The organism is Flavobacterium agricola (assembly GCF_025919725.1).
GTDB lineage: Bacteria > Bacteroidota > Bacteroidia > Flavobacteriales > Flavobacteriaceae > Flavobacterium > Flavobacterium agricola.
Genome location: NZ_CP081495.1, coordinates 1,750,673 through 1,773,892 on the forward strand (window position 1 = coordinate 1,750,673; position 23,220 = coordinate 1,773,892).

27 protein-coding genes are annotated in these 23,220 nt (G+C 33.0%); 5 read left to right on the top strand and 22 right to left on the bottom strand.

Annotated features, from left to right (window positions below; genetic code table 11):
• The 5 genes from rsgA to K5I29_RS08745 all read right to left on the bottom strand — a co-directional run bounded on the left by rsgA (position 1) and on the right by K5I29_RS08745 (position 4,603).
• On the bottom strand, positions 1-975 hold the full coding sequence (gene rsgA, locus K5I29_RS08725; RefSeq protein WP_264432549.1) for a ribosome small subunit-dependent GTPase A: 975 nt from the start codon (positions 973-975) through the stop codon (positions 1-3).
• A 33-nt stretch (positions 976-1,008) separates the two neighbouring features.
• The gene (locus K5I29_RS08730; RefSeq protein WP_264432551.1) at positions 1,009-1,428 is read right to left on the bottom strand and encodes a hypothetical protein; all 420 of its coding nucleotides are present in this window, start codon (positions 1,426-1,428) and stop codon (positions 1,009-1,011) included.
• Between the two features lie 80 nt (positions 1,429-1,508).
• A complete protein-coding gene (locus K5I29_RS08735; protein WP_264432554.1) occupies positions 1,509-2,591 on the bottom strand; it encodes a bifunctional 3-deoxy-7-phosphoheptulonate synthase/chorismate mutase type II in 1,083 nt (360 codons plus the stop codon).
• A 15-nt stretch (positions 2,592-2,606) separates the two neighbouring features.
• A complete protein-coding gene (locus K5I29_RS08740) occupies positions 2,607-3,779 on the bottom strand; it encodes a pyridoxal phosphate-dependent aminotransferase (protein WP_264432558.1) in 1,173 nt (390 codons plus the stop codon).
• Positions 3,776-4,603: a prephenate dehydratase gene (locus K5I29_RS08745; protein WP_264432560.1), complete on the bottom strand. Its 828-nt coding sequence runs from the start codon at positions 4,601-4,603 to the stop codon at positions 3,776-3,778. The genes K5I29_RS08740 and K5I29_RS08745 overlap by 4 nt, the downstream gene beginning before the upstream one ends.
• A 291-nt stretch (positions 4,604-4,894) precedes the next feature.
• On the opposite strand from K5I29_RS08745, the gene gldA reads away from it, so the two are divergent.
• Positions 4,895-5,800 (top strand): gliding motility-associated ABC transporter ATP-binding subunit GldA, encoded by a 906-nt coding sequence (gene gldA / locus K5I29_RS08750; protein ID WP_264432562.1) that lies wholly within the window; start codon positions 4,895-4,897, stop codon positions 5,798-5,800.
• 27 nt (positions 5,801-5,827) lie between these two features.
• Here gldA and K5I29_RS08755 read toward each other — a convergent pair whose 3' ends face one another.
• A complete protein-coding gene (locus tag K5I29_RS08755) occupies positions 5,828-7,063 on the bottom strand; it encodes an ABC transporter permease (RefSeq protein ID WP_264432564.1) in 1,236 nt (411 codons plus the stop codon).
• 5 nt (positions 7,064-7,068) lie between these two features.
• Between K5I29_RS08755 and K5I29_RS08760 the strand changes: the two genes are divergently transcribed.
• Positions 7,069-8,280: an exo-beta-N-acetylmuramidase NamZ family protein gene (locus K5I29_RS08760; protein ID WP_264432568.1), complete on the top strand. Its 1,212-nt coding sequence runs from the start codon at positions 7,069-7,071 to the stop codon at positions 8,278-8,280.
• Positions 8,281-8,315: 35 nt separating this feature from the next.
• Here the strand turns inward: K5I29_RS08760 and K5I29_RS08765 are convergent, their stop codons facing one another.
• Positions 8,316-8,810, bottom strand: a complete 495-nt coding sequence (locus K5I29_RS08765; RefSeq protein WP_264432571.1) for a YkgJ family cysteine cluster protein — start codon at positions 8,808-8,810, stop codon at positions 8,316-8,318.
• 53 nt (positions 8,811-8,863) lie between these two features.
• Here K5I29_RS08765 and K5I29_RS08770 point away from each other — a divergent pair, with 53 nt between their 5' ends.
• Positions 8,864-9,574 (top strand): class I SAM-dependent methyltransferase, encoded by a 711-nt coding sequence (locus tag K5I29_RS08770; RefSeq protein ID WP_264432573.1) that lies wholly within the window; start codon positions 8,864-8,866, stop codon positions 9,572-9,574.
• A 35-nt stretch (positions 9,575-9,609) separates the two neighbouring features.
• Here K5I29_RS08770 and K5I29_RS08775 read toward each other — a convergent pair whose 3' ends face one another.
• The 9 genes from K5I29_RS08775 to K5I29_RS08815 form a co-directional block, all read right to left on the bottom strand.
• Positions 9,610-10,011, bottom strand: a complete 402-nt coding sequence (locus K5I29_RS08775) for a DUF2059 domain-containing protein (RefSeq protein WP_264432576.1) — start codon at positions 10,009-10,011, stop codon at positions 9,610-9,612.
• 50 nt (positions 10,012-10,061) lie between these two features.
• On the bottom strand, positions 10,062-10,694 hold the full coding sequence (locus tag K5I29_RS08780) for a 7-carboxy-7-deazaguanine synthase QueE (RefSeq protein ID WP_264435184.1): 633 nt from the start codon (positions 10,692-10,694) through the stop codon (positions 10,062-10,064).
• A gap of 103 nt (positions 10,695-10,797) precedes the next feature.
• Positions 10,798-11,700, bottom strand: a complete 903-nt coding sequence (locus K5I29_RS08785; RefSeq protein ID WP_264432578.1) for a PstS family phosphate ABC transporter substrate-binding protein — start codon at positions 11,698-11,700, stop codon at positions 10,798-10,800.
• A gap of 29 nt (positions 11,701-11,729) precedes the next feature.
• Positions 11,730-12,143 carry an energy transducer TonB gene (locus tag K5I29_RS08790; RefSeq protein WP_264432580.1) on the bottom strand — a complete coding sequence of 138 codons (414 nt, stop codon included), beginning with the start codon at positions 12,141-12,143 and terminating at the stop codon, positions 11,730-11,732.
• A 60-nt stretch (positions 12,144-12,203) separates the two neighbouring features.
• Positions 12,204-12,434, bottom strand: coding sequence for a hypothetical protein (locus tag K5I29_RS08795; protein WP_264432583.1), 231 nt, complete (start codon positions 12,432-12,434; stop codon positions 12,204-12,206).
• Positions 12,434-13,276 carry an energy transducer TonB gene (locus K5I29_RS08800; RefSeq protein WP_264432584.1) on the bottom strand — a complete coding sequence of 281 codons (843 nt, stop codon included), beginning with the start codon at positions 13,274-13,276 and terminating at the stop codon, positions 12,434-12,436. The genes K5I29_RS08795 and K5I29_RS08800 overlap by 1 nt, the downstream gene beginning before the upstream one ends.
• A gap of 16 nt (positions 13,277-13,292) precedes the next feature.
• The gene (locus K5I29_RS08805; protein WP_264432586.1) at positions 13,293-13,847 is read right to left on the bottom strand and encodes an ExbD/TolR family protein; all 555 of its coding nucleotides are present in this window, start codon (positions 13,845-13,847) and stop codon (positions 13,293-13,295) included.
• Between the two features lie 19 nt (positions 13,848-13,866).
• On the bottom strand, positions 13,867-14,481 hold the full coding sequence (locus tag K5I29_RS08810) for a biopolymer transporter ExbD (RefSeq protein ID WP_264432588.1): 615 nt from the start codon (positions 14,479-14,481) through the stop codon (positions 13,867-13,869).
• A 69-nt stretch (positions 14,482-14,550) separates the two neighbouring features.
• A complete protein-coding gene (locus tag K5I29_RS08815) occupies positions 14,551-15,378 on the bottom strand; it encodes a MotA/TolQ/ExbB proton channel family protein (RefSeq protein ID WP_264432590.1) in 828 nt (275 codons plus the stop codon).
• Between the two features lie 324 nt (positions 15,379-15,702).
• Here K5I29_RS08815 and K5I29_RS08820 point away from each other — a divergent pair, with 324 nt between their 5' ends.
• Both K5I29_RS08820 and K5I29_RS08825 read left to right on the top strand, forming a co-directional pair.
• Positions 15,703-17,229, top strand: coding sequence for a DUF853 domain-containing protein (locus K5I29_RS08820; RefSeq protein ID WP_264432591.1), 1,527 nt, complete (start codon positions 15,703-15,705; stop codon positions 17,227-17,229).
• Positions 17,229-17,591 carry a cupin domain-containing protein gene (locus K5I29_RS08825; protein ID WP_264432593.1) on the top strand — a complete coding sequence of 121 codons (363 nt, stop codon included), beginning with the start codon at positions 17,229-17,231 and terminating at the stop codon, positions 17,589-17,591. Before K5I29_RS08820 ends, K5I29_RS08825 begins: the two co-directional genes overlap by 1 nt.
• 34 nt (positions 17,592-17,625) lie before the next feature.
• On the opposite strand, the gene K5I29_RS08830 is transcribed toward K5I29_RS08825, so the two are convergent.
• From K5I29_RS08830 to xrtF, 6 genes are all read right to left on the bottom strand, one after another.
• Positions 17,626-18,969, bottom strand: a complete 1,344-nt coding sequence (locus tag K5I29_RS08830) for an FAD-dependent oxidoreductase (RefSeq protein ID WP_264432595.1) — start codon at positions 18,967-18,969, stop codon at positions 17,626-17,628.
• 97 nt (positions 18,970-19,066) lie between these two features.
• Positions 19,067-19,429, bottom strand: coding sequence for a heavy-metal-associated domain-containing protein (locus tag K5I29_RS08835; protein ID WP_264432597.1), 363 nt, complete (start codon positions 19,427-19,429; stop codon positions 19,067-19,069).
• A gap of 18 nt (positions 19,430-19,447) precedes the next feature.
• Positions 19,448-21,685 (bottom strand): TonB-dependent receptor, encoded by a 2,238-nt coding sequence (locus tag K5I29_RS08840; protein WP_394358602.1) that lies wholly within the window; start codon positions 21,683-21,685, stop codon positions 19,448-19,450.
• Positions 21,686-21,730: 45 nt separating this feature from the next.
• Entirely contained in the window at positions 21,731-22,171 is a 441-nt protein-coding gene (locus K5I29_RS08845) for an HYC_CC_PP family protein (protein WP_264432600.1), read from the bottom strand.
• A gap of 43 nt (positions 22,172-22,214) precedes the next feature.
• Complete coding sequence (locus K5I29_RS08850) at positions 22,215-22,679, bottom strand: exosortase F system-associated membrane protein (protein WP_264432602.1); 465 nt, start codon at positions 22,677-22,679, stop codon at positions 22,215-22,217.
• A complete protein-coding gene (gene xrtF, locus K5I29_RS08855) occupies positions 22,651-23,214 on the bottom strand; it encodes an exosortase family protein XrtF (protein WP_264432604.1) in 564 nt (187 codons plus the stop codon). Before xrtF ends, K5I29_RS08850 begins: the two co-directional genes overlap by 29 nt.
• Positions 23,215-23,220: the final 6 nt, after the last annotated feature.

Below are 23,220 nucleotides of genomic sequence, written 5' to 3' on the forward strand. Positions count from 1 at the left end.
TTATTCTATTCCTTGTCTTTTTGGGTCGTGATACACATCGGTTCTGTAATGATGTTGTTCGTCATCACCCTCTAAAATTTGCAAATAACTACGATATCTTGACCAAGAAACTTCTTCATTTTCAAGTGCATCTTTAACAGCACAATGTGGTTCTTCTTTATGCAAGCAATTGTTAAACTTACATTGATCTTTTAAAGCAAAAAACTCCGGAAAATAGTCAGTAACTTCTGTTTTTTCCATATCCACAATTCCAAAACCACGAATACCAGGCGTATCAATAATTTTAGCTCCAAAATCTAAATCAAACATTTCGGCAAAAGTTGTGGTATGTTGCCCTTGTTGATGCTGCTCAGAAATCTGATTGGTTTTAAGTGCTAATCCAGGCTGTAAAACGTTTATTAAGGTTGATTTTCCTACGCCCGAATGCCCAGTAAACATAGAAACCTTATCTTTCATCATGACTTTCAAATCATCAATTCCTTGTCCCGTTGTTGCTGAAATACGCAAGCACGGATAACCAATTTGAGAATAAATGTATTGTAAATACAACTGATCTTCTAAAGCAGTTTCATCTAAGGTATCAATTTTATTAAAAACTAAAACAGCCTGAATGCCGTAAGCTTCTGCCGTAATTAAAAATCGATCTATAAAACTGGTTGTGGTAATAGGATTATTTATGGTGACCAAAATAAACATTTGATCTACGTTTGAAGCAATTATGTGAACTTGTTTAGATAAGTTTACTGACTTACGTACTATATAATTACGTCGGTCTGTAATTGCGGTAATAACTCCCGTAATAACATCCGACGTTTTATCTAATTCATAAGTTACCCAATCGCCAACAGCAATAGGATTTGTACTTTTTATACCTTTAATTCTAAACTTACCTTTAATACGGCACTCTACAAATTCACCCGTTTCAGATTTAACCGTGTACCAGCTACCTGTAGATTTATAAACAATACCATTCATACCGCAAAGATATTTATTTTTAGGTAAGTTGCCCTAAACTTTTAAGGTTTTGGCATATATCCTGTTGTGTATGTCGTAATAAAAATCATTCGTTTTATAACGTTGCTTTTTTGCTACTTTATCAAAATACACATGGTAAACTTTTTGATCAATAGTTTTTAAGGTAATTTTATTAAAATCTTTTTCTATATCAACTATGTTCTTAATTTTTACATAATGAGGAAAAAATTCTTCATAAAAAATTACGTGAACCTTTGTTAACTTAACAGCATACCCTGTCAACCCAAATAAATTTTGGGATAACAAAAATATTGAAGCTATTATTTGTAAATAAAAGAGAACGTTTAAAGGAAATTTTAAAAATAGTAAATACAATGGATGTACTAGCACTAATATTCCCAACAAATCAGTAATCTTAAAAGTAAATTTACCTGATTTTATTTTGCTATACATTATGTTAAATATTTATGGTTTTAGTACATAGATACAAAAAAAAACAAATACAAAACAAAATACCTATTAATTTTTACTAATTAATTATTAACTATTGCTTCTTGGTGGTTAATACTTTCTTGATGAATGGCTTTAAATAGTTCAACAACAAATTCTTCACTTAATCCTTTTGCTGCACCATCTTCTACAATTCTGTCAAGCATATTTACCCATCTGGTATTTTGTAAAACCGCAACATTGTGCGCTTTTTTTAATTTACCAATTTCATCAGCAATTAGCATTCGTTTCGATAAAATATCTAAAATTTTGGCATCTACTTCATCTATTTGTAATCTAAGATTATCTAAATTTGCGTTATAATTTTCAGATGTATCTTCTTTTTTTCTCATTTTTAGATGAACGAACATATTTTTTAGATGATCGGGCGTAACTTGCTGAGCAGCATCGCTCCATGCATTATCAGGATCAATATGCGTTTCGATAATTAACCCATCATAATTCAAGTTTAATGCTTGTTGCGAAACCTTTTGAACCATATCTCGATTACCTGTAATATGTGACGGATCACAAATTAATGGTAAGTCAGGAAAACGATTTTGCAATTCGATAGGAATTTGCCATTCTGGAATGTTTCTGTATTTTGTTTTTTCGTAAGACGAGAATCCACGGTGAATTACGCCTAACTTCTTAATATCTGCATTATACAATCGTTCTATACCGCCCAACCATAAAGCTAAATCTGGGTTTACAGGATTTTTAATTAAAACAATTTTATCAGTTCCGGCCAACGCATCAGCTATTTCTTGTACGGCAAACGGATTTGCAGTTGTACGAGCACCAATCCATAACACATCAACATCATATTCCAAAGCTAATTTTACGTGATTAGCTGTAGCAACCTCGGTTGCTATTAACATGCCGGTTTCTTCTTTTGCTTTTTTAAGCCATTTTAAACCAATTTCGCCAACGCCTTCAAATCCTCCAGGGCGTGTGCGTGGTTTCCAAATTCCTGCTCTAAAAATACTTACGTCAGAATTTTTTAATTCGTGTGCAATTTTTAAAACTTGCTCTTCGGTTTCTGCACTACATGGTCCGGCAATTACTAGCGGATGTTCTAAATTAAAATCGTTTAACCAAGTGCGTAATTCGGGTGTATTTTTCATGATATATTTTTAAAATTAATTTGTTGTAATAAGTTTGTTTTGTTTTACTCGCGCAATTGCTTCATCAATTAATTGTTCTGATAAACAAAGGGAAAAGCGAATGTAATTGTTACCGTTGCTACCAAAAATAGAACCTGGAGTAATAAAAATATGATTGTTTTGTAGTTGATAATCTATTATTTCGGTTGCGCTTGCACTCCCTAAAGGTAATTTTGCCCAAACAAACATGCCAACCGCTTTTGCATCAACTTCACAATCTAATAAATGTGCTAATTCAATAATTTTTTGTTTGCGTTTTTTATAAATTTTATTTAAGCTTGAAAACCAATCAGTATCAAGCGATAGCGCTTGAATAGCACCTTTTTGAATGCCATAAAACATACCGCTATCCATATTTGATTTTACTTTTAAAATAGCATCAATAAAATATTTAGCTCCCACAACCATGCCTACGCGCCAACCAGCCATGTTGAATGTTTTAGATAAAGAATTTAGCTCAATTGCTATATCTTTAGCGCCATCAGCATCTAAAATAGAAAGCGGATTATCATTCAAAATAAAGCTGTACGGATTGTCATTAACAAGCAATATGTTATGTTTTTTAGCAAAATCTACAATTTTTTGATACAAAGCTTTACTGCCTGCTGCTCCGGTTGGCATGTGCGGATAATTGGTAAACATAAGCTTTACACCTGCTAAACCTTGTGCTTCTATAGCATCAAAATCTGGTTCCCAGTCAGACGCTTCGGTTAAATCATAATAAACAGCTTCTGCATCTACAATATTTAAAACCGATTGATAGGTTGGATATCCTGGATTAGGAACTAAAACCTTATCCCCTGGATTTAAAAAAGCTAACGCAATGTGCATAATCCCTTCTTTAGAACCCATAAGCGGTAAAATTTCTGAATGTGGATCTAGGTTTACGTTATAAAACTTTTTATAAAAATTGGCCATAGCTTGACGCATTTCTAACAAGCCCTGATAGGATTGATATTGATGCGCTTTTGGATCGTTCATCGCTTCTGTAATAGCTTGTATTACGGATGGATGCGGATCTAAATCTGGGCTCCCAATACCTAAATTAATTACTTTTTTTCCTTCTGAAAGCATTTGCGCAACTTCGCGTAATTTTACAGAAAAGTAATATTCTTGCGTGCTGTGTAAGCGATTCGCTACTTCTATCATACCAATGCGTTTTTATATTCTCCTAAAACTTTTAATTCTTGTGCCATAATGGTTAACAAAGCTTTTCCTTTTTCATAATCTTCATAATCCTGAAAAGTAAAATCAACAAAAAAGGAATAGCACCACGGTTTTTCAATCACAGGCATAGATTGAATGCGGGTTAAATTTAAATTACAATCGTTCATTACATTAAGCACCGTAGCTAAACTTCCGCCTTTATGTTCTAATTCAAATTTTAAAGATGCTTTGTTTAAATTTTCTTTGGCATCAAAATCATTTGTAGTTTTAATAATTACAAAACGGGTGTAATTATTTTTAATGGTTTGAATTTGATGACCAATAATTTCTAATCCGTACAATGTTGCTGCAGTTTCGCTAGCAATTGCGCCAATACCTTTTAATTGGTTCGCATAAATTCTGCGTGCCGTTTCTGCCGTATCAACATCTTCAACCAATTTAATGTGCGGATATTGTGCAAAAAAATCTTGACATTGTAACAACGCCATGGGATGCGAATGTACCTCAGTAATATCACTAATGGTTTGCCCAGGTAAAACCATTAAATTTTGGTTAATGTTTAAATAATGTTCTCCCACTACATGCAAATTATTGGCATCAATTAAAGCATGGTTTGGAATTATAGAACCTGCTATAGAATTTTCTATCGCCATAATAGCTACATTACTTTTTTGGGTTAACAAGCTATTTACCACAGCCGGGAAAGACAAGCATTCGTCTAAATTATCATACGCACCAAAATATTCGTTAGCAACTTGATGATGAAAAGAACCTTTAATGCCTTGAATGGCGATTGTATTTTTCATAAAAATTAGTTTATAAAAAAATCCCGACGGATTACCATCGGGATTTATTATGTATTATTAAAAATTAACTAAAACCTAAATTTAAGACATACAACAAAATCCCTCTCTGTTCCAAAAGAAGTAAAAGAAAAAGTTGTAAAAATAGGTTGCAGATAAATTCATTATTGTATTTGTCTAAATTTTCGCATTGTGCGTTTCACAAATATATGTAAATATTTTTTTGATGAACAAGAAAAAAATCAATTTTTTTTTACTGTATATTAGTGCTTTCGTTTTAAACACAAAATATCCATGTCAATAGAAGTAAAAAACATATCTAAATTTTACGGCGAGCAACAAGCCTTGCAAGACGTAAATTTTACCATAAAAAAAGGAGAAATTGTTGGTTTTTTAGGCCCGAATGGTGCAGGAAAATCAAGCTTAATGAAAATATTGACTACCTTTCTAACTGCTGATGAAGGTGAAGCTTTTGTGAACGGATTTAATGTAAATACGCAAGCCAAACAAGTACAAAAATCGGTGGGATATTTACCCGAACATAATCCGTTGTATTTAGATTTATACGTGCGCGAATATTTAGCTTTTAATGCCGATGTATATAAAATTAGCAAAAACAGAATAGAAGAAGTTATTGCTTTAACCGGATTAACGCCCGAAGCGAACAAAAAAATCGGACAACTTTCTAAAGGCTATCGTCAACGTGTAGGATTAGCAACTGCCTTATTGCACGATCCGGAAGTTTTAATTTTAGACGAACCAACTACCGGATTAGATCCGAATCAATTGGTTGAAATTCGAGATTTAATTAAAAATATTGGCAAAAACAAAACGGTATTTCTATCAACGCACATCATGCAAGAGGTAGAAGCCATTTGTGATCGCGTTATTATTATTAATCATGGAAAAATAGTTACCGATAACAATTTAGGTAATTTAATAGCCGAAGAAAAAGGTAAAAAACAAGAGTTAATTGTTGAATTTGATAAAGAAATTATTGCCGAGCTTTTATTAGAAATTGAGCAATTACAAGCGCACAAACAAATCAACGCAACAACATGGGAATTAACTTTTGAAACTGAACAAGATATGCGCCCGGTGCTTTTTGACTTTGCACAAAAACACCAATTACGCACGTTACAATTGTTTTTAAAAGACAAAAACTTAGAAGTTATTTTTAGAGAAAAAACAAAAAAATAAAAAAGTCCGATTTAAAATCGGACTTTTTTATTGAAATTTAATCGCTTTTGAAGGCGCTATTTTTGTTATAATATAGGACGGAATTAATAAAATTAGTAAACAAATTACTATGGTTCCAACATTTAATGCTGCTATTTGCAACCAATCTATATGCACCGGAGCATATTTTACATAATAACTTTCTGGGTTTAAAGTTACCACTTTACCATATTTTTGAATATAAATTAATCCAATACCAATAGCATTTCCAATAGATAAACCAATTATGATTAAATAAGCAGCGTTGTATAAAAATATTTTTCTAATAGTCCAGTTGCTTGCGCCCAAAGCTTTTAAAATACCAATCATTTGGGTACGTTCTAAAATTAAAACCAACAAAGCAACAATCATATTTACAGCTGATATTAAAATCATGAAAAATATGATGCCAATAATATTAAAATCTAACAATTCTAACCATTCAAAAATATTGGGAAATTTTTGTACAATGGTATAACTATTATAAGTTGCCGGAATTTCGGTGTACACCGCATCCCCTATTTCATCAATCTTTTTAAAATCGGTTACAAAAACTTCAAGGTTACCAACTTGGTTTTCTTTCCATTTATTAAAACGCTGTACATGTCGAATATCGCCAATAATATAACTTGCGTCGTAATCAGCTAAGCCGGAATTGTAAATAGCCGCAATTGTAAATCGGCGAGAAAAAGGCAACTTTTCGGCACTATCACGCAAAAAAAACGTGTTAAATGCATCGCCAACTTTTAAGTTTAATCGGTTTGCTAAAAATTCCGATATCGCAATATCATTCGATATATTTTCAGAAAATTGCGGCAATTTGCCCGCAACCACATATTCTTGCAGTTGGTCCCAATAAAAATTTTTATCAACGCCTTTTAAAATAATTCCTTCAAAGGCATCTTCTGTTCTAATAATTCCGCCGGTGCTTGCAACCGCTTGTACATGACTAATTCCGTCCATTTCTTTAACATAATCATATAAATTATCAGAAACGGTAATGGGCGAAATACTAACTTCAGAATTATTATTATCAAAATTAGAAATAATAATGTGCCCATGAAATGCGCCAATTTTTTCGCGTATTTTTTCTTGTAAGCCAATTCCAGTAGCTACCGACACAATCATCATAATCATGCTAATTACAATTGCTGTAATTGCTATTTTTATAATTGGGCCAGAAACATTACTTTTATTACTTTTAGCTTTTATAAGTCGTTGAGCTATAAAATATTCTAATTTCAAAATTTATGCATTCAAATTTAATTCTCAAAAATACAGTTTTATTTTTTGCTTTAAGTATTTTTTCGTGCGGAAAATCAGCGCAAATAAATAATTCGCCCATTCCAACAACAACAAGCTTACAAACAGTACAGCAACCTATAAAAACAGGTGCACAAGTTTTGGATAAACATCTTGATTTGTTACAAAATAAAAAAGTTGGGGTTTTAACCAATCAATCAGGTATGGTAACCGATTCGTTGCATTTGGTTGATTATTTATTGGAACAAAAAATAAACGTAACGAAAATTTATGCGCCCGAACATGGATTTAGAGGAACTGCTGATGCGGGAGAATTAATTAAAGACGGAAAAGACACAAAAACCGGATTACCAATTATTTCGTTATACGGTAACAACAAAAAGCCAAAACCCGAACAATTAAAAGATGTGGACGTTTTAGTTTTTGATTTGCAAGATGTAGGTGCACGTTTTTACACCTATATTTCATCCTTACATTATGTAATGGAAGCTTGCGCTGAACAAAACATTCCAATTGTTGTTTTAGATCGACCAAACCCAAACGGTGCGTTGGTTGACGGTCCTATTTTAGAACCAGAACATACCAGCTTTGTTGGCATGCACCCAATCCCCGTACTTCACGGTATGACCATTGGCGAATATGCCCAAATGATTAATGGGGAAGGTTGGTTAAAAAACAAAGCAAAAGCGGATTTAACCGTAATTAAAAATGAAAATTACAACCATAATTTACCGTACGTTTTACCTGTAAAACCTTCGCCAAACTTACCAAATGCGCAAGCAATTAATTTATATGCAAGCTTGTGTTTTTTTGAAGGAACCAATGTTAGCGTTGGACGCGGAACCGAACAGCAATTTCAAATATATGGTTCGCCATTTATTAAAAACGCAAATTTTAGCTTTACCCCCAAACCAAACTTCGGAGCGAAAGATCCGATGCATAATGGCAAACTTTGTTATGGCGTTGATTTAAGTAATGAACCGCAATTAACCCAACTAGAATTAAAATATTTGTTAGATGCTTATCAAAATACCGAAGATAAAACCAAGTTTTTTAATTCCTTTTTCACCAAATTAGCCGGTACCAAAAAATTACAGCAGCAAATTGAAAAAGGCATGACCGAAGATGAAATTAGAGCAAGTTGGGAAGTTGGACTTAATCAGTTTAAAAATACGCGCGCAAAATATTTATTATATTAAAAAGTAAAAGTCGAGAAATTCTCGACTTTTACTTTTTATAAAGGCATTTTCTTTTTCATTTCTTCTACAATGCGATACGCTGCCGGACAAATTTCTACATTTTTTAAAGTTAAGTTTGAAATTTGATGAAACTTGTTTCGATCGGTATGCGGAAATTCTTTGCAAGCTTTAGGGCGCACATCATAAATCATGCAATAATTATCCTGATCTAAAAACGTACAAGGAACTTGCTGCAAAACATAATCTTTATCTTCATCAATACGTAAATACTGATCTATAAATTGTTGTGGTTTTTGTCTAAAATGTTTGGCAATACGTTCTATATCTGCCGTTGTAAATAACGGACCAGTAGTTTTACAACAATTGGCACAAGTTAAACAATCGGTACGTTTAAATTCGGCATCATGCAGTTGCTGCATCCTATAATCTAAATCTTTAGGTTGTTTCTTTTTAAGCTTATCAAAATACTTTTTTGTTTCCTTATGCGTATCTTTGGCCAACTTTGGCAGCTGTTGTAAAAATTTTTGCAAAACGTAATTTTTTTTACAAAAATACAGCGCTTTATTTTTAATTGAAATTTTTTATGAAAGATTTATTTGGTCAAGCCATATACGATTATCATTTTAATCAGAATCCTGAAGATTTAATTACAGAAACATCGATTTCTGAAGCCGATGATATGCCTGTTGCGTATTTGTTTAGAACTTATAAAGAAATGCCTAAAATAGAACAAAAAGCCATGCAATTGGCTTATGGTAAAGTTTTAGATGTTGGTTGCGGAGCAGGCAGCCATGCGTTGTATTTACAAAACGATAAAAATTTAGAAGTAACTGCTATTGACATTTCGCCTAAAGCTATTGAGGTTTGCTTAGATCGCGGATTAAAATCAGCTTTAAATGTAAATGTTTTAGCAATTGAGAATCAGAAATACGATACCATTATTTTATTAATGAACGGCATTGGTATTGCGCAGCAACTAAAAAAAATAAGTACTTTTTTAAAACAACTTAAAAACTTACTAAACCCAAACGGACAAATATTAGTAGATAGCAGCGATATTATTTATATGTTTGATGAAGATGAAGATGGCGGAAAATGGATTCCTTCTGAACGCGATTATTACGGCGAAGTAAGTTTTACCATAACCTACAAAGGCGAAACCGAAAATGCTTTTGATTGGTTGTACATAGATTATAATACCTTACAAAATGCTGCACATGCAAACGGATTAAATTGCGAATTGGTTATTGAGGGCGACAATTACGATTATTTAGCTAAGCTAACCCATTTATAAAAAAGAAAGCCAATCTTAAAGATTGGCTTTCTTTTTTATTGCATATATTTCATAACCGCTTCTTGCATTTCAGTCATTAGCGCTTGTTGGTTCGCAATTACATCGCGAGTAATTTTAGCGTTATTCTCTTTCATTTTTTTTCCGATAGAAGAATTATAAAAGTTTTTAAGCTCTGCAATTTCAGCTTTTGTATAATATTTAATCCAGATTTCGGCAACTTTATCGGTATTACGATCTAAAATACCTTGAAAATCTTTTTTAAAATCAGCTTGTTTTGCTTCAGGAATCATGCCAATAACTTGCTCTAAAGCAACATCGTATTGGTCGTTAACACCTGCTAAAACCATAACTTCTTTAACTTCAGCAACCGATGGTTGTTGCGCTTGGGCAAATTGTACAAAACCAATTACAAGGGCAGTAAAAAATAACTTCTTCATATTTAAAATGTATTAGATAGTAAATATAACGTGAAAAAGTTAAAAAACGTTTACGGAATATTTAAATATTTATGTGTTTGTAATGATATGCGCCATTTTGGATTGGCCATGACATAATCAACAATCATTTGCGTATAAACTTCTTTTTTACTCCATTCAGGTTGTAAATACAACACACAATTTGGTCCAACTTTAGCAGCTTGTTGTTCTGCAAACTCAAAATCATTTTTGTTATGAATAATCATTTTAAGTTCGTGAGCTAACGGATATATTTCATCAACCGGTAACTTTGTTTTTTTAGGAGATAAACAAATCCAATCCCAATGTCCGGTAACCGGATAAGCACCAGAAGTTTCAATATGCACGCGTAAACCTGCATCTTTTAAAGCTAAAGTTAACGGATTCATGTTCCAAGTTAATGGTTCTCCTCCAGTAACAACAACCGTTTTGGCATGTTTTTTTGCATTATCAACAATAACTTGTGTTGCTGTTGGCGGGTGTAAATTGGCATCCCAACTTTCTTTCACATCACACCAATGGCAACCTACATCGCATCCTCCAACTCTAATAAAATAAGCAGCAGTACCGGTATAAGCGCCTTCACCTTGAATGGTATAAAACTCTTCCATTAAAGGCAACATTGTGCCTTGGTCCACAGCTAATTGTATTTCTTCAGTCATCATATCAAATAAAATAGTTTGCAAAGATATATAATATATCGGTAAAGATTGGGGTTCTAAAACTTAATTTAACAAAAAACTCAAACCTAGGTTTGAGTTTTTTGTATTATTTAATAATTTGAATTTCGCGTGTTGGCGGGTAAGATGGTACCAAGCCCGCTTTTAAAATGATGCGTTGTCCGTCTTGTCCGGCAATGTAAGAAGCAAATCCCATGCCTAAACCAGTTTTACCTTGAATGTTAATTAAGTAAATATCACGAGTGAATGGATAGGTTTTATCCATAATTTCTGTTTGGTTTGGCTTAGAAATTTTACCGTCTTTTTCAATACCCAAAACTTTAAGTTTATCTACTTGTGGTGCTAATTTACCAGGTTGTGTTAACCAATTTACGCCAACAATACCAATAGCATCAACAGTATTTGCCGTATTTTTAATAACTTCGGCATTACTTTTAGCTGCAAAAATATTAGTTGTTACGGCTTTATCTAATCCATATAAATCTAATAACGATTGCATAGTACTCGAATTCGAATTGTCAAAATATAACTTATAAGCAGAAGGCTCTCCTTTAAGTATTTTTTCAATTTCTGAATATGAAATCACTGAATCTTTAGCTGTTTTTGGCGCTATGAATGCAATAGCATCTGTAGCAATTGGGGTACGTACTGGCGTAACAGGAACAGATTTAAAATAAGCAATTTCTTGTTCAGTTAAATCTCGTGCGATAATTCCAATGCGCTCTTGATCTTTAACTAAATCATTAAAAACTTCGTTTTGAGGTTTGGTTACCAAATTCAACTTGGCATTAGAATAAATGGATTCAAATACCAATTGTGCATCTTCTACCACAGGAAAAACTGTTTCATCTACTAAAATGGTTGCAGTACCCTGAACTGGAGTTTCTTTAAAAGTTTCAGGTTGTCCCTTTTGATTTTGATTTGGGTCTTTTTTACAAGCAGAAAATCCTAATGCAAGTAATGACAGGCAAATTATTTTATATCTCAACATATGATTAGTTTTAATATTAACAAAAAAAATTAATTGAATTCAATAGGTAATGTATAAGAGCTACGAACAGCAACTTCGTTTAATTGAGCAGGTTCCCATTTAGGCATAGCTTTCATAACACGAATAATTTGTCCTGAAAGACCATAATCTAAATCGTTTAAAACTTGAATCTCACTAAAACTACCGTCACAATCCACATAAAAAGATAATAAAAATTTATATGTAATAGGCGTACCAAAAAAATTGTAAGCTTCTAAATTATTTTGAAATCTCTTATAAAACTCATCATATCCTTCCTTAGGTTGTGCTGCTATAAAACTTTCATTCAAATCATCATTAGTAACAGTAATACAAGAAAGCAAATTATTATTTGTAGAAATAGCATCAGTTTGTTGTGCAAAAACAGAAAACGAGAACAAACAGAAAAACAACAATTTATTCATAAAAATAAAATTAATAGTTTGTATAAAGATAAAATAAAAAAAGGAAGCTATTGCCTCCTTTTATTCAATTTGTTTAAATTTTAAACTCAATCGATAAAATCTAATAATGGCATAAATAATTAAAATTACACCTAAAATTACGCGACTTTTATAAGGTATTTCTACAGGCATGGTTTTCCAAACAAATAAAACCACAGCCATAAACACATATAAAATTAAGAAGATTAAGTTTAAAACAAACAGAAATCGCTGTAAAGGCGATTTCTGTTTTAATATTTCTATAAAATTCATTACTGAACGTTAATAGTAATTGGTAATGTAAATTGAGAACGAACTTTACGACCGTTTTGTTCTGCTGGAGTCCATTTTGGCATAGAGCGTAAAACGCGCATTGCTTCTCTTCCAGCTCCGTAACCTGGGTCACGTAAAACTTTGATATCAGTAAAACTTCCGTCTTTCTCTACAACGAACTGAAGCATTACACGAATTTGACGAACACCTTCATCAACTTCTGGTGCATTAAATTTACTTGCAAAAGATTTGTAGAATGAAGGAAGACCACCTGCAGGTTGAGCTGATTTTTCAACTGCATAATAAATTTGGTTTCCATCTCCATCACCTCCAGAAGTACCTTTGCCTTTATCGGCTTCACCAGTTCTTTCAGCAACTTTAATTTCTCCTTTTTCTTTATCTCCTTCTTGCGTTTTTTGGCCTGGATCTGCTTTTTTCAGATCTTCAACCGTAGCAATTTCTTCTTTTACTTCTTCAGCTTTAACAATTTCTGGTTCAGTAAACTTCACCTCATCGTTAACTGATTTAGCAGGTTCTTCTGCTGGTGGTGGTGGTGGTGGTGGTGGTAATTCCTCTTCAATTTCTGGTATTTCAGGAATATCTGGCATTTCAATATCTGCCATGGTTACCAAAACCACATCTTGTTCCACATTTTCATTATCGTTACCTGCAAATAATAATGGAGATACAATTGCAGCAACAAAAACAGTAGCACCAATGAAGAAAGATGTTGTAAGAATTTTCGGAGCTTCGGCACGTAATTCGTAAGCACCGTAACTTTTGTTACGTCCTTCAAATAACATGTCAAGCCATTCTTGTTTAAATAAATCTAGCTTTGCCATGATTCTAATGTTTTAATTAATTTAATCCCTGTGAAGTTAACAATTCAACTTCAGGTTCTGAAATATCTACAATTGCATAAGTCTGAACTTTGGTAATTGCCATTTCATCTAAAATGTCAACTACGTTTTTGTAGTTCGCTTTATCATTTGCTTTTATGATAACAATTAATCCTTTTTTAGGATCGTTACCGTAACGAGCTGGAACCGATTTAATGTACTGTAAAAGTACTTGACGGATACCATCTTTACCATAAGTAGCTTGACTAGGTGCAACAAACGGATTTTGTAATTGTCCAAAATACCACATTAGTTTGTTATCGCTACCTAATAAAATAGTCATGGTTCTATCGTCGGCAACTTCAGTTTTGTTCTCAATCACTGCATCTGGATCCTTATCAGGCATAGCCAAATTCATAGATTGAGGTTTTGACAACGAAGTGGTTAACATAAAGAACGTAATCAATAAGAAAGCTAAATCAACCATGGCAGTCAAATCTACTTTACCACCGTCTTTTTTACTTCTTACTTTACCGCCTTTACCATTAGAGTTGCCAGTATTTAATTCTGCCATTTTTTACTTTTTTAAAAAATTAAAAATCCTCACCGCGTAAGCCGGTAACTAAATAGAACTTATTGATTCTTTGTTCTTGCATCATGTCAATAACCTTCTTCATCATCGGATATGATTCTAAAGCATCACCTTTAATTGCAATTTTAAGCTCATCATTTTTAACATCACGAGCAGCAAGACGTGAAGCAAGTAACCATTCTTTTAACTGGTTATTGTCTGGTGAATAAGGAATTCCTCCTTGTACACCTTCTTTATTTCTATCAGAACCTTTCAATTTTAATAGAGCTGGTAATTGTTTAATATCAACACCAAAACCATCCATTAATTCGAAAGCTTTTTTCTCTTCGTCAGTAAAAGTAACATTGTACTTTTCTGCTACTCTATCCAAAACAGCCCCACGTAAATCTCTATCAGAAATTGTGAAGAAAACTTTTTCGTCACCAACGGTTACCATAGCTAAATTAGCATCAGGTAATTTTTGTTGTACTGTAGATGCCGGAGTATCTACTGGGTGTGGTTCTGGCAACTTAGCAGTTGACGTCATAACGAAGAACGAAAGTAGTAAGAAAGCAACGTCACACATTGCAGTCATGTCTACCGAAGCACTTCCTGACTTTTTCTTTGCTTTTGCCATATTTTTTTTACTTTAAAATTGATGTGCGATTTCGCACTACGTTAATAATCTTACTTTATTTTTCGAAAATTATTTCGAAAATTTTCTGTAAGCTTGCGCTAATGAGAAAGCAGCTTCGTCAATACCGTAAGTTAACTTATCAATTTTAGATGTAAAGAAATTATAGAATACAATTGCTAATGTAGAGATACCAATACCTGTAGCTGTGTTAAGTAACGCCTCAGAAATACCGTTTGCTAATGCAGCTTGGTCAGGAGCACCTGCAGCAGCTAATCCAGCGAACGCTTTAATCATCCCTGATACTGTACCTAATAAACCTACTAAAGTACCAATAGAAACCATCGTAGAAATGATAACCATGTTTTGTTGTAACATTGGCATTTCTAATGTAGTTGCTTCTTCGATTTCTTTTTGAATCATTTCAGCAGCCTTATCATTATCTAAACCATCTCTCTTAACTTCAGAGAATTTTACTAATGCTGCATTAATAACGTTTGCAACAGAACCTTTTTGCTCATCACAAGCAGCTCTAGCTTCATCAAATTTACCTTGTAAAATTAAAGATTTCACTTCAATAACAAACTTGTCAACATTTCCTTTTCCAGAAGCTTTAGAAATAGCCAAGAATCTTTCAATACCGAAAACAATTGTCATTAACAACATAGAAATAAGTAATGCAATAACATTTCCTCCTTTGTACATTAATCCTAAAAAGTTTCCATCAATTGGGTGTCCGTTAACTGGGTCACCATTTTCGAAGTTATCTGGATTACCCATTACAAAGTTGAATAATGAAAAACCAATAACTAAACATAATATAATAGTTAGTGGTGCGAAAATTTTTGAACCTTTTGAACTAGTAGAAGTTTTTTCTACATTTTCGTTTACGTTTGCCATTTTTAAATTTTTTTTTGAGTTTTCGATTTTATTGTAATTATCAAAACACACTTTTTGTGTATGTCAATGGCAAATTTATACGTTTGCAGCAAAAAAAAAAAATTAATTACTGTTTTTTTTGTACTTTTAGGCATGCTAATTTAACATTAGGGCTCGTTTTAGTGGGGTTAACACAATTTAATTTAACAATAAAAAAACAATAAGACTACCAATCAAACAACAAGAAACCCAAATAATTACTAAATAATCAATAAAAATAATATTTTTACACTATTTTACTAATTATTCAAATTATATAATAAAAAATAAATAATCACATAAAAAATGTCAACAAATAAGTTTTCTGACTACATAAATTCGGGATATAGCTGTAAAAACGACTATATAACCTTAGGTGGCGCCCTATTAAATGGCGAAGCAATTCCGAATACACACATAAACATTCCGCTAAAAACAATTAACAGGCATGGTCTTATTGCAGGTGCTACCGGAACCGGAAAAACCAAAACTATTCAGGTTTTTTCAGAACAATTATCATTAGCAGGAATTCCGGTATTGATGATGGACATTAAAGGAGATTTTTCGGGGATTGCTGTTCCTGGTACAGAAAACGATTTTATAAAAAAAAGACATCAAGACATTGTGCTTCCATACAGCACACAAGGTTTTCCGGTAGAATTTTTAACCTTATCCGAAGAAAAAGGGGTGCGCTTACGTGCAACAATTACCGAATTTGGTCCGATCTTTTTTTCTAGAATATTAGATTTAAACGATATACAAAGCGGCGTAGTTGCAGTAATATTTAAATATTGCGACGATCATAAAATTCCGTTAATCGATTTAAAAGATTTCAAAAAAGTATTGCAATACGCAACCGATCAAGGCAAAAAAGAATTTGAAGCCGAATATGGCCGAATTTCTGCAGCAACAACCGGAGCAATTTTGCGTAAAATTATAGAATTAGAACATCAAGGCGCAACAACTTTTTTTGGAGAACTTTCTTTTGACATTGAAGATTTGATGCGTGTAAACCAAGAAGGTTTAGGATATATAAACATTTTACGATTAACCGATATTCAAGACAAGCCTAAACTTTTCTCAACATTTATGTTAAGTTTATTAGCAGAAGTTTATCAGAAAATGCCTGAACAAGGAGATTCTGGACGTCCTGAATTAGTTATTTTTATTGACGAAGCCCATTTAATTTTTGACCAAGCAACTAAAGCATTGCAAGACCAAATTGAAACTATTATAAAACTTATTCGCTCTAAAGGCATCGGAATTTACTTTATCACGCAAAATCCAACCGATATTCCTGCAGGAGTTTTATCACAATTGGGCTTAAAAATTCAGCATGCGCTACGTGCTTTTACTGCAAACGACAGAAAAGCGATTAAACTTACTGCCGAGAATTATCCGCTTAGTGATTATTATAAAACGGCTGAAGATTTAACCAAACTAGGAACCGGCGAAGCTTTTGTTACCGCATTAAACGAAAAAGGAATTCCTACGCCTTTAGCAGCTTGTTTGATGCGTTCACCCATGAGCCGAATGGATATTTTAACAAATCAAGAAATTGATTTACTGATTGCAAATTCTAAATTGGTAAAAAAATACGAACAAGCTATTGATAACGAAAGTGCTTACGAAATACTAACCGCTAAAATTGAAGCTGCCGAATCAGAAAACGAAAAAAACTCAGCAAAAAAATCAAATAAAGCAAGTACTAAAAATTCAGATCAGCCCAGCGCAACACAAAAAGCTATTATTAAAACGGTAACAAGCGCAACATTTATTCGTGGCGTTTTCGGTATATTATCTAAAGTTTTAGGAGGATCAAAAAAGAAATAATGAATAAAAAATATACCATACAAAATCAACCTTTTATTGTGCCAACAACAGATGGCAAATTAATAGAAGAACATCACGGTTTAGCAAGTACCGAAAATCAGGAAATTTCTATTGCACATATGGTTGCACCGCCCGGATGGTCAGAACCATTTCAGACTCCAGAATTTGATGAATATACCTATATTATAAAAGGCAAAAAGCAGTTTATTATAGATGACGAAAAAGTAGTTTTAGAAGCTGGACAATCTATTAAAATAAACAAGAATGTACGCGTTCAATATTCAAATCCATTTAACGAACCGTGCGAATATCTTTCTATTTGCAAACCCGCATTTGCACCAAATAAAGTACATCGTGAATAATAAAAAAAGCCGTTTTTAAAAACGGCTTTTTTCATTATTTTTCAAGTAAACTTATAATGGTTTGTTCAACTATTTCAGAATCCCAAATTGCATCAATATTTGGTATTTGAAGCACTTGTTGCATAATGTAATTTTGCTTATCTCCTATTTGTAATGCACTTAGGTACGAATCGTGCGAAAAAGTTACACGGTCGTACAACGGCAACCATTTTTCAGGGTATTTTTTTGCAAAATGCTGTTCAATTTTTTTCTGTAATAAAAAAGATTCATCAGCTGTTTTGGTGCTCATTTCGGTATGATTTCTGTACGAAAGTTCAGCAATTGCATCGGCATTGGGCTTACGTGCTTGTTGGTAAGTTTCTAAAATAGTTTGCCAATCTCCGTTATGTTGTGCTATTAATTCGGCTAAAACGGTTACATCTTCAAAACCAGCATTCATTCCTTGTCCGTAAAAAGGCACAATAGCATGCGCTGCATCACCAATTAAAGCAATTTTATCTTGATAAACCCACGGATAACATTGCATGGTTACCAAAGAACTTGTTGGATTTTTAAAAAAATCATGCGTTAGATTTGGAATCAAATTTTTGGTATCTGGAAAATAGGTTTCAAAAAAAGTTGCAACTTGTTGCACATTGGTTAATTGTTCAAATGAAATAGCACCTTCAAAAGGCATAAATAAGGTACAAGTAAAACTGCCGTCTAAATTAGGTAAAGCGATTAACATAAATTCACCACGAGGCCAAATATGAAACGAATTTTTATCTAATTGATGCGATCCGTTAGCATCAGCAGGAATATGTAATTCTTTATAACCTGTATTTAAAAAATGCTGCGAATAATTAAATCGGTTTTGGCGTTGCATGCGATGGCGAATTCTAGAAAAAGCACCATCGGCCCCAAAAACCATATCATATTGCAAAGCTTGCCATGCACCAAATTCAGATTCTCCTGTAAATAAAGTTGCAGTTGCTAATTCTACATCCCAAATTCGAGTTTCAAAATGAAAATGCACACCTTCTTTTTCTGCAATATCAATTAACAATTTATTTAATCCGCCACGCGAAATAGAAAAAATACTTTCGCTATTCATGCCATAAGGCTGATATTTTAATTCTTGATTGGCAATGTGAATGGCACGCTTATTCATCGGAATCCCAATGGCATGTACCTGATCTGCGATTCCGATATTTTCTAACGCACGCCAACCACGGGTTGACATAGCTAAATTAATAGAACGTCCTGAAAAATCAATAGTTCGAATATCTTTACTGCGATCTAAAACATGAACTTCATGCCCTAGTTTTTTTAAATAAATTGCTAATAAGGTTCCGACTAATCCCGAACCTACAACAGCTATTTTTTTATTTACATGCATTTTTTTTGGGATATTTGATAAGAGCGGTAAAAGTACAAATTATTTACGGGTTGCTTAATAAAAAAAATCCTCAATGCAATTGAGGATTTTTAATGAATTATTCGCGTTCGTACAAACAACAACCATGTAAATTTTCGTAATCGGTTGGTGTTGCTTTTACATCTTTATTATTAAACTTGGTATCGTGTCCTTGCGCTGCAACAGCTTGTTGCACTTGTAAAGGTGTTGCTTTTTTGTCATTTAACATTACATGTAACGTTTGATCGTCAGCATGCCATTCGGCAGAACGTACTCCGTTTACTGAATATGCTGCTTTTTCGATGCGTTTTTTACACATATTACAATTTCCTTTTACCTCAATATCATATTTTCCATGAGTTTTAGAAACTGATTTTGCATCTTGTGCATGAGCTTGTAAACCAAAAAAGGTTAACAAAGCCAATAAAAGTATTTTTTTCATATTCTTGAGTTTTAGTATTTATAAAAATTTGTAACGTAATCCGGCATAATACATTTGTCCAAAAAGCGGACCATAAATCATAGATGCATCAAAATACTGCCCAAACGGATCGGTATTACCTAAAATAGGGCGCGGTTGTTTGTAATTAGTCATATTTTCGCCCCCTACATAAATTTCAAAGCTGTCAGAAAAAACCTTGGTTACTTGCGCATTTACACTGCTAAACGGATTAGAATAAGCCGGAAATCTTTCGTTAACCGGATTTGATGCCGTATGTGGCAAACGTTGTTTATCTAACCAATTGTAGGTTGCATCGAAACGCCAGTGCCCATTGCCGTGATCGTGCGTTTGGTATTCTAAATTAACAAAAACACGGTTTTTAGCTTGTAGCGGACGTTCTAATTTACCCGAGTAATATTGTGTTTTAATATCGTAATATTTATAAGCGGTACGTAAATTTAAGTGTTTTATTAATTCAATATTAAAATCTACTTGTAAAGAATTCGCGTAAGAAGATCCGTTTAAGTTATGAAAAACAACTTGTTGTGGGCTAAAATCAACATCAACAACGGCTTGTTTTGTAAAATCAGTTCTATAAAAATCAAAACCTGCATCGGCGCGTTTACCAAATAAGGTAAACTTTTGATTAAAGCTTAAGCCATAATTCCATGCAATTTCTGGGCTTAATCCGTAAACTTTACCTCCGTCTTGCGCTACAATAAATTGACGTGATGAAGCAAACAAGTTTTGATTTTCTGCAAAAATATTTGCAGCACGTTTACCACGCCCAAAAGATCCGCGAATTACAGCATCTTCCCAAGGTACATAACGTGCATGAATACGTGGCGTTGCAAAAACACCTAAACGGTTGCTTACATCTAAACGGCCACCTAAAATAACACTAAAATTATCTAGGTTGTCGTACGTATATTCAAAAAAAGCACCCACCGAATTATCGCGTCGGCTCCAATCTGTTACTTGATTTTGATATAAAAATTCGTTGTAATTGTCGTACGAAAAGTTAATTCCGGTAGAAAACTTATTTAAGGTATTGTTGATAATAGAATTGAAAATTAAATTACCATAAACCGAATTTTGTTTGATATCGTATTTATTTAACCCGAAGTACGAATTTTGATTGTGGTAATTGTAAGCAACTTGTAAACCGATAGATTGGAAAGGTAAATCCGGAAAAACATACCCAACTTTACCAGAAACATCAACCTTTTGGGTGTTTATTTCTGAACCCCAATAATTGGTTGTGCCTTTGTCGGTACGCGGATTAAAATCCATTTGTCCGCCTTGTTTTTTATCGTCCATATAACGCACGTTAAAAAAACTTACAATTCCTTTTTCTACGTTTTGATATTGCCAACGATTTAAAACATTTATCTGAGAGCCAATTGGGCTGTCTAAAAATCCGTCGTGATTATTATCATGACGGCCTAAACGCATATTTCCGTGAATAAAAAACGTAGTTGCTAACTTGTCAGACAACTTTTCGTTGATGTGGGAATTTAATTCAAAACGTGAATCAGACGAGCCGTAAACATTTAAATAATACGGAATATCATCCATCGGTTTAATCAATTCCGTATTGATTTGCCCCGAAATGCTTTCGAATCCATTTATTACGCTTCCGGCACCTTTTGTTACCTGAATGCTTTCTACCCAAGTTCCGGGTGTGAAAGATAAACCATAAGCTTGAGAAGCTCCGCGAACAGACGGAATATTTTCTTCAGCAATTAAAATATACGGGCTTGTTAAACCTAACATTTTTATTTGTTTACTACCCGAAACGGCATCAGAAAAATTTACATCGATTGATGGATTGGTTTCAAAACTTTCGGATAAATTACAACAAGCAGCTTTTAATAGTTCAGCGCTTGACATTACCACCGTGTTGGCAGTTGGACGTTGAGATTTTATCATGCTGCGGCGAGCGGCCGAAACAATAATTTCTTCTAATGCGCCATCTGTATAAAGTTTTACACGAATAAAAGTTGTTGAAATAGGCAAAACTTCTGTTTTATAACCTACAAAACTAACTACTAATTGATTAGAAGATGAATTTAAAGGCAATTCAAAATTACCACTTTCGTCGGTATTGGTTCCTTCTGAGGTGTTTTCCCAAACTACAGAAGCACCGTAAACGGGTTGGTTGTCTTGATCTATAACAACACCACGCAAAATATTTTGAGCTACAGCCATTTGCGCTGCAACAAAGAAAATTAAAAATAAATAGTTACGCATAATTTTATATTATTTGTGATTGAAAAAAAATCGAAAAACAAATAATAATTACGCGTATAAAATGTATTTACAATATAATTTGTATAAAGGAGGTGCATTTGATGCAAAATTAAATAGGTAAAAACCTAAAGTTTTAACTTCTACTACATCAACAAATTGCATAACGGTATAAACCGTTGTAGGTAAGTAAAAAGCAGAAAACTCGAAAGATAAAGCTTTCGTGATTATATCTGCTTTAGAAATTTGATCTAAATCAATATTAGAATCTTTACAGCATTTTTTGTGTGATTCTGAAGGGGTTTCTTTACAACAAGCTGAATCAGCTTCGGCTGCAATTGGTTTGTCTAGATCACAAACTTCGATTGTTTCACCAAATGTAATCGCTGCTAAAGCACCTTTACAATAATGAAGATTAAAAGCCATACCCGATTGAGACGCAAAAAGCAGCGTCGCAAAAACTAAGGCAAAAAACTTTTTAAATATCTTCATGGTTAAACAATTAACTTGGCAAATATAACAATTTATGTTTGTATTAATCTGCTTTTTGCATCACATTATTAGTTAAATACTGAAACAGAAATGCGGGTACAAACAACATTAGAAATAAAGGTTGAATTAAAAATCGACGTACGTAAAAAATTACTTGCCAATCTATAAAACAAACATATAAAAAAAAGTAAAAGGCAGCAATTAGTACCACAAACAATCCGAAATAAACGATCAAAAGCATTTTTATGGCTTTACGTTGTTTAAACAAGTAATAAATAATAGCAATAGATAAAATAGCATTGATGCTGTATCTAAAAAAATACGATAAAAAAAGCAAGCCGTTATTAATTTCTGGAATAATGTTATAATGGTAGGCACGTTTAAAAAAAACGAGAAACGGATCATAAAACAATTTACTTTCTACTCCTCGTACCAATATTAGTACAATAAGCAGTAAAAAAGCAATAAAAAAATTGAATTTATTTTTGAGGAAAATATTTTTTAGCATAGCCCGAAAATTTAAAAATCCATAAAAACCATAACAACAAAACTACGCCGTATATAAAAATAGGAAAAGCAATATCATGTAAAAAGCGTTGTGCACTTGGGTATTTTACTACCAAAACTACAATTAAACAAATGCGAATAATGTTTAAAACATGAATAAATAAAACGCCAAAAATAATATAAACCAAGGTACGCATAAAATATGCAGAGAAAGCGATGCAAAAAGAAGCAAACAAAATCATAACGCTAATGGCATTGCATCCTTCTACAACCCGAACATAAAAATCATTAGGCCCGTGATACAAATTCATAGATGGTAAATTAGGATCAGGCGTTATATAGCTTTCATAACCAAAAAAATTAAGTACCGCGTTACATTGTTCGGCTACCAAAACGGTCATGCTATCGGTTTCAAAATTAGCTGCATCAAAACTATTTAAATACGCCTTATAAATAAGTAAAAGAATTATGTAAGCACCAATAAACTTGGCTAAAAACAAAAAAAAGGGTTTATATTGAGCAAACAGTTCTTTCATTATTTA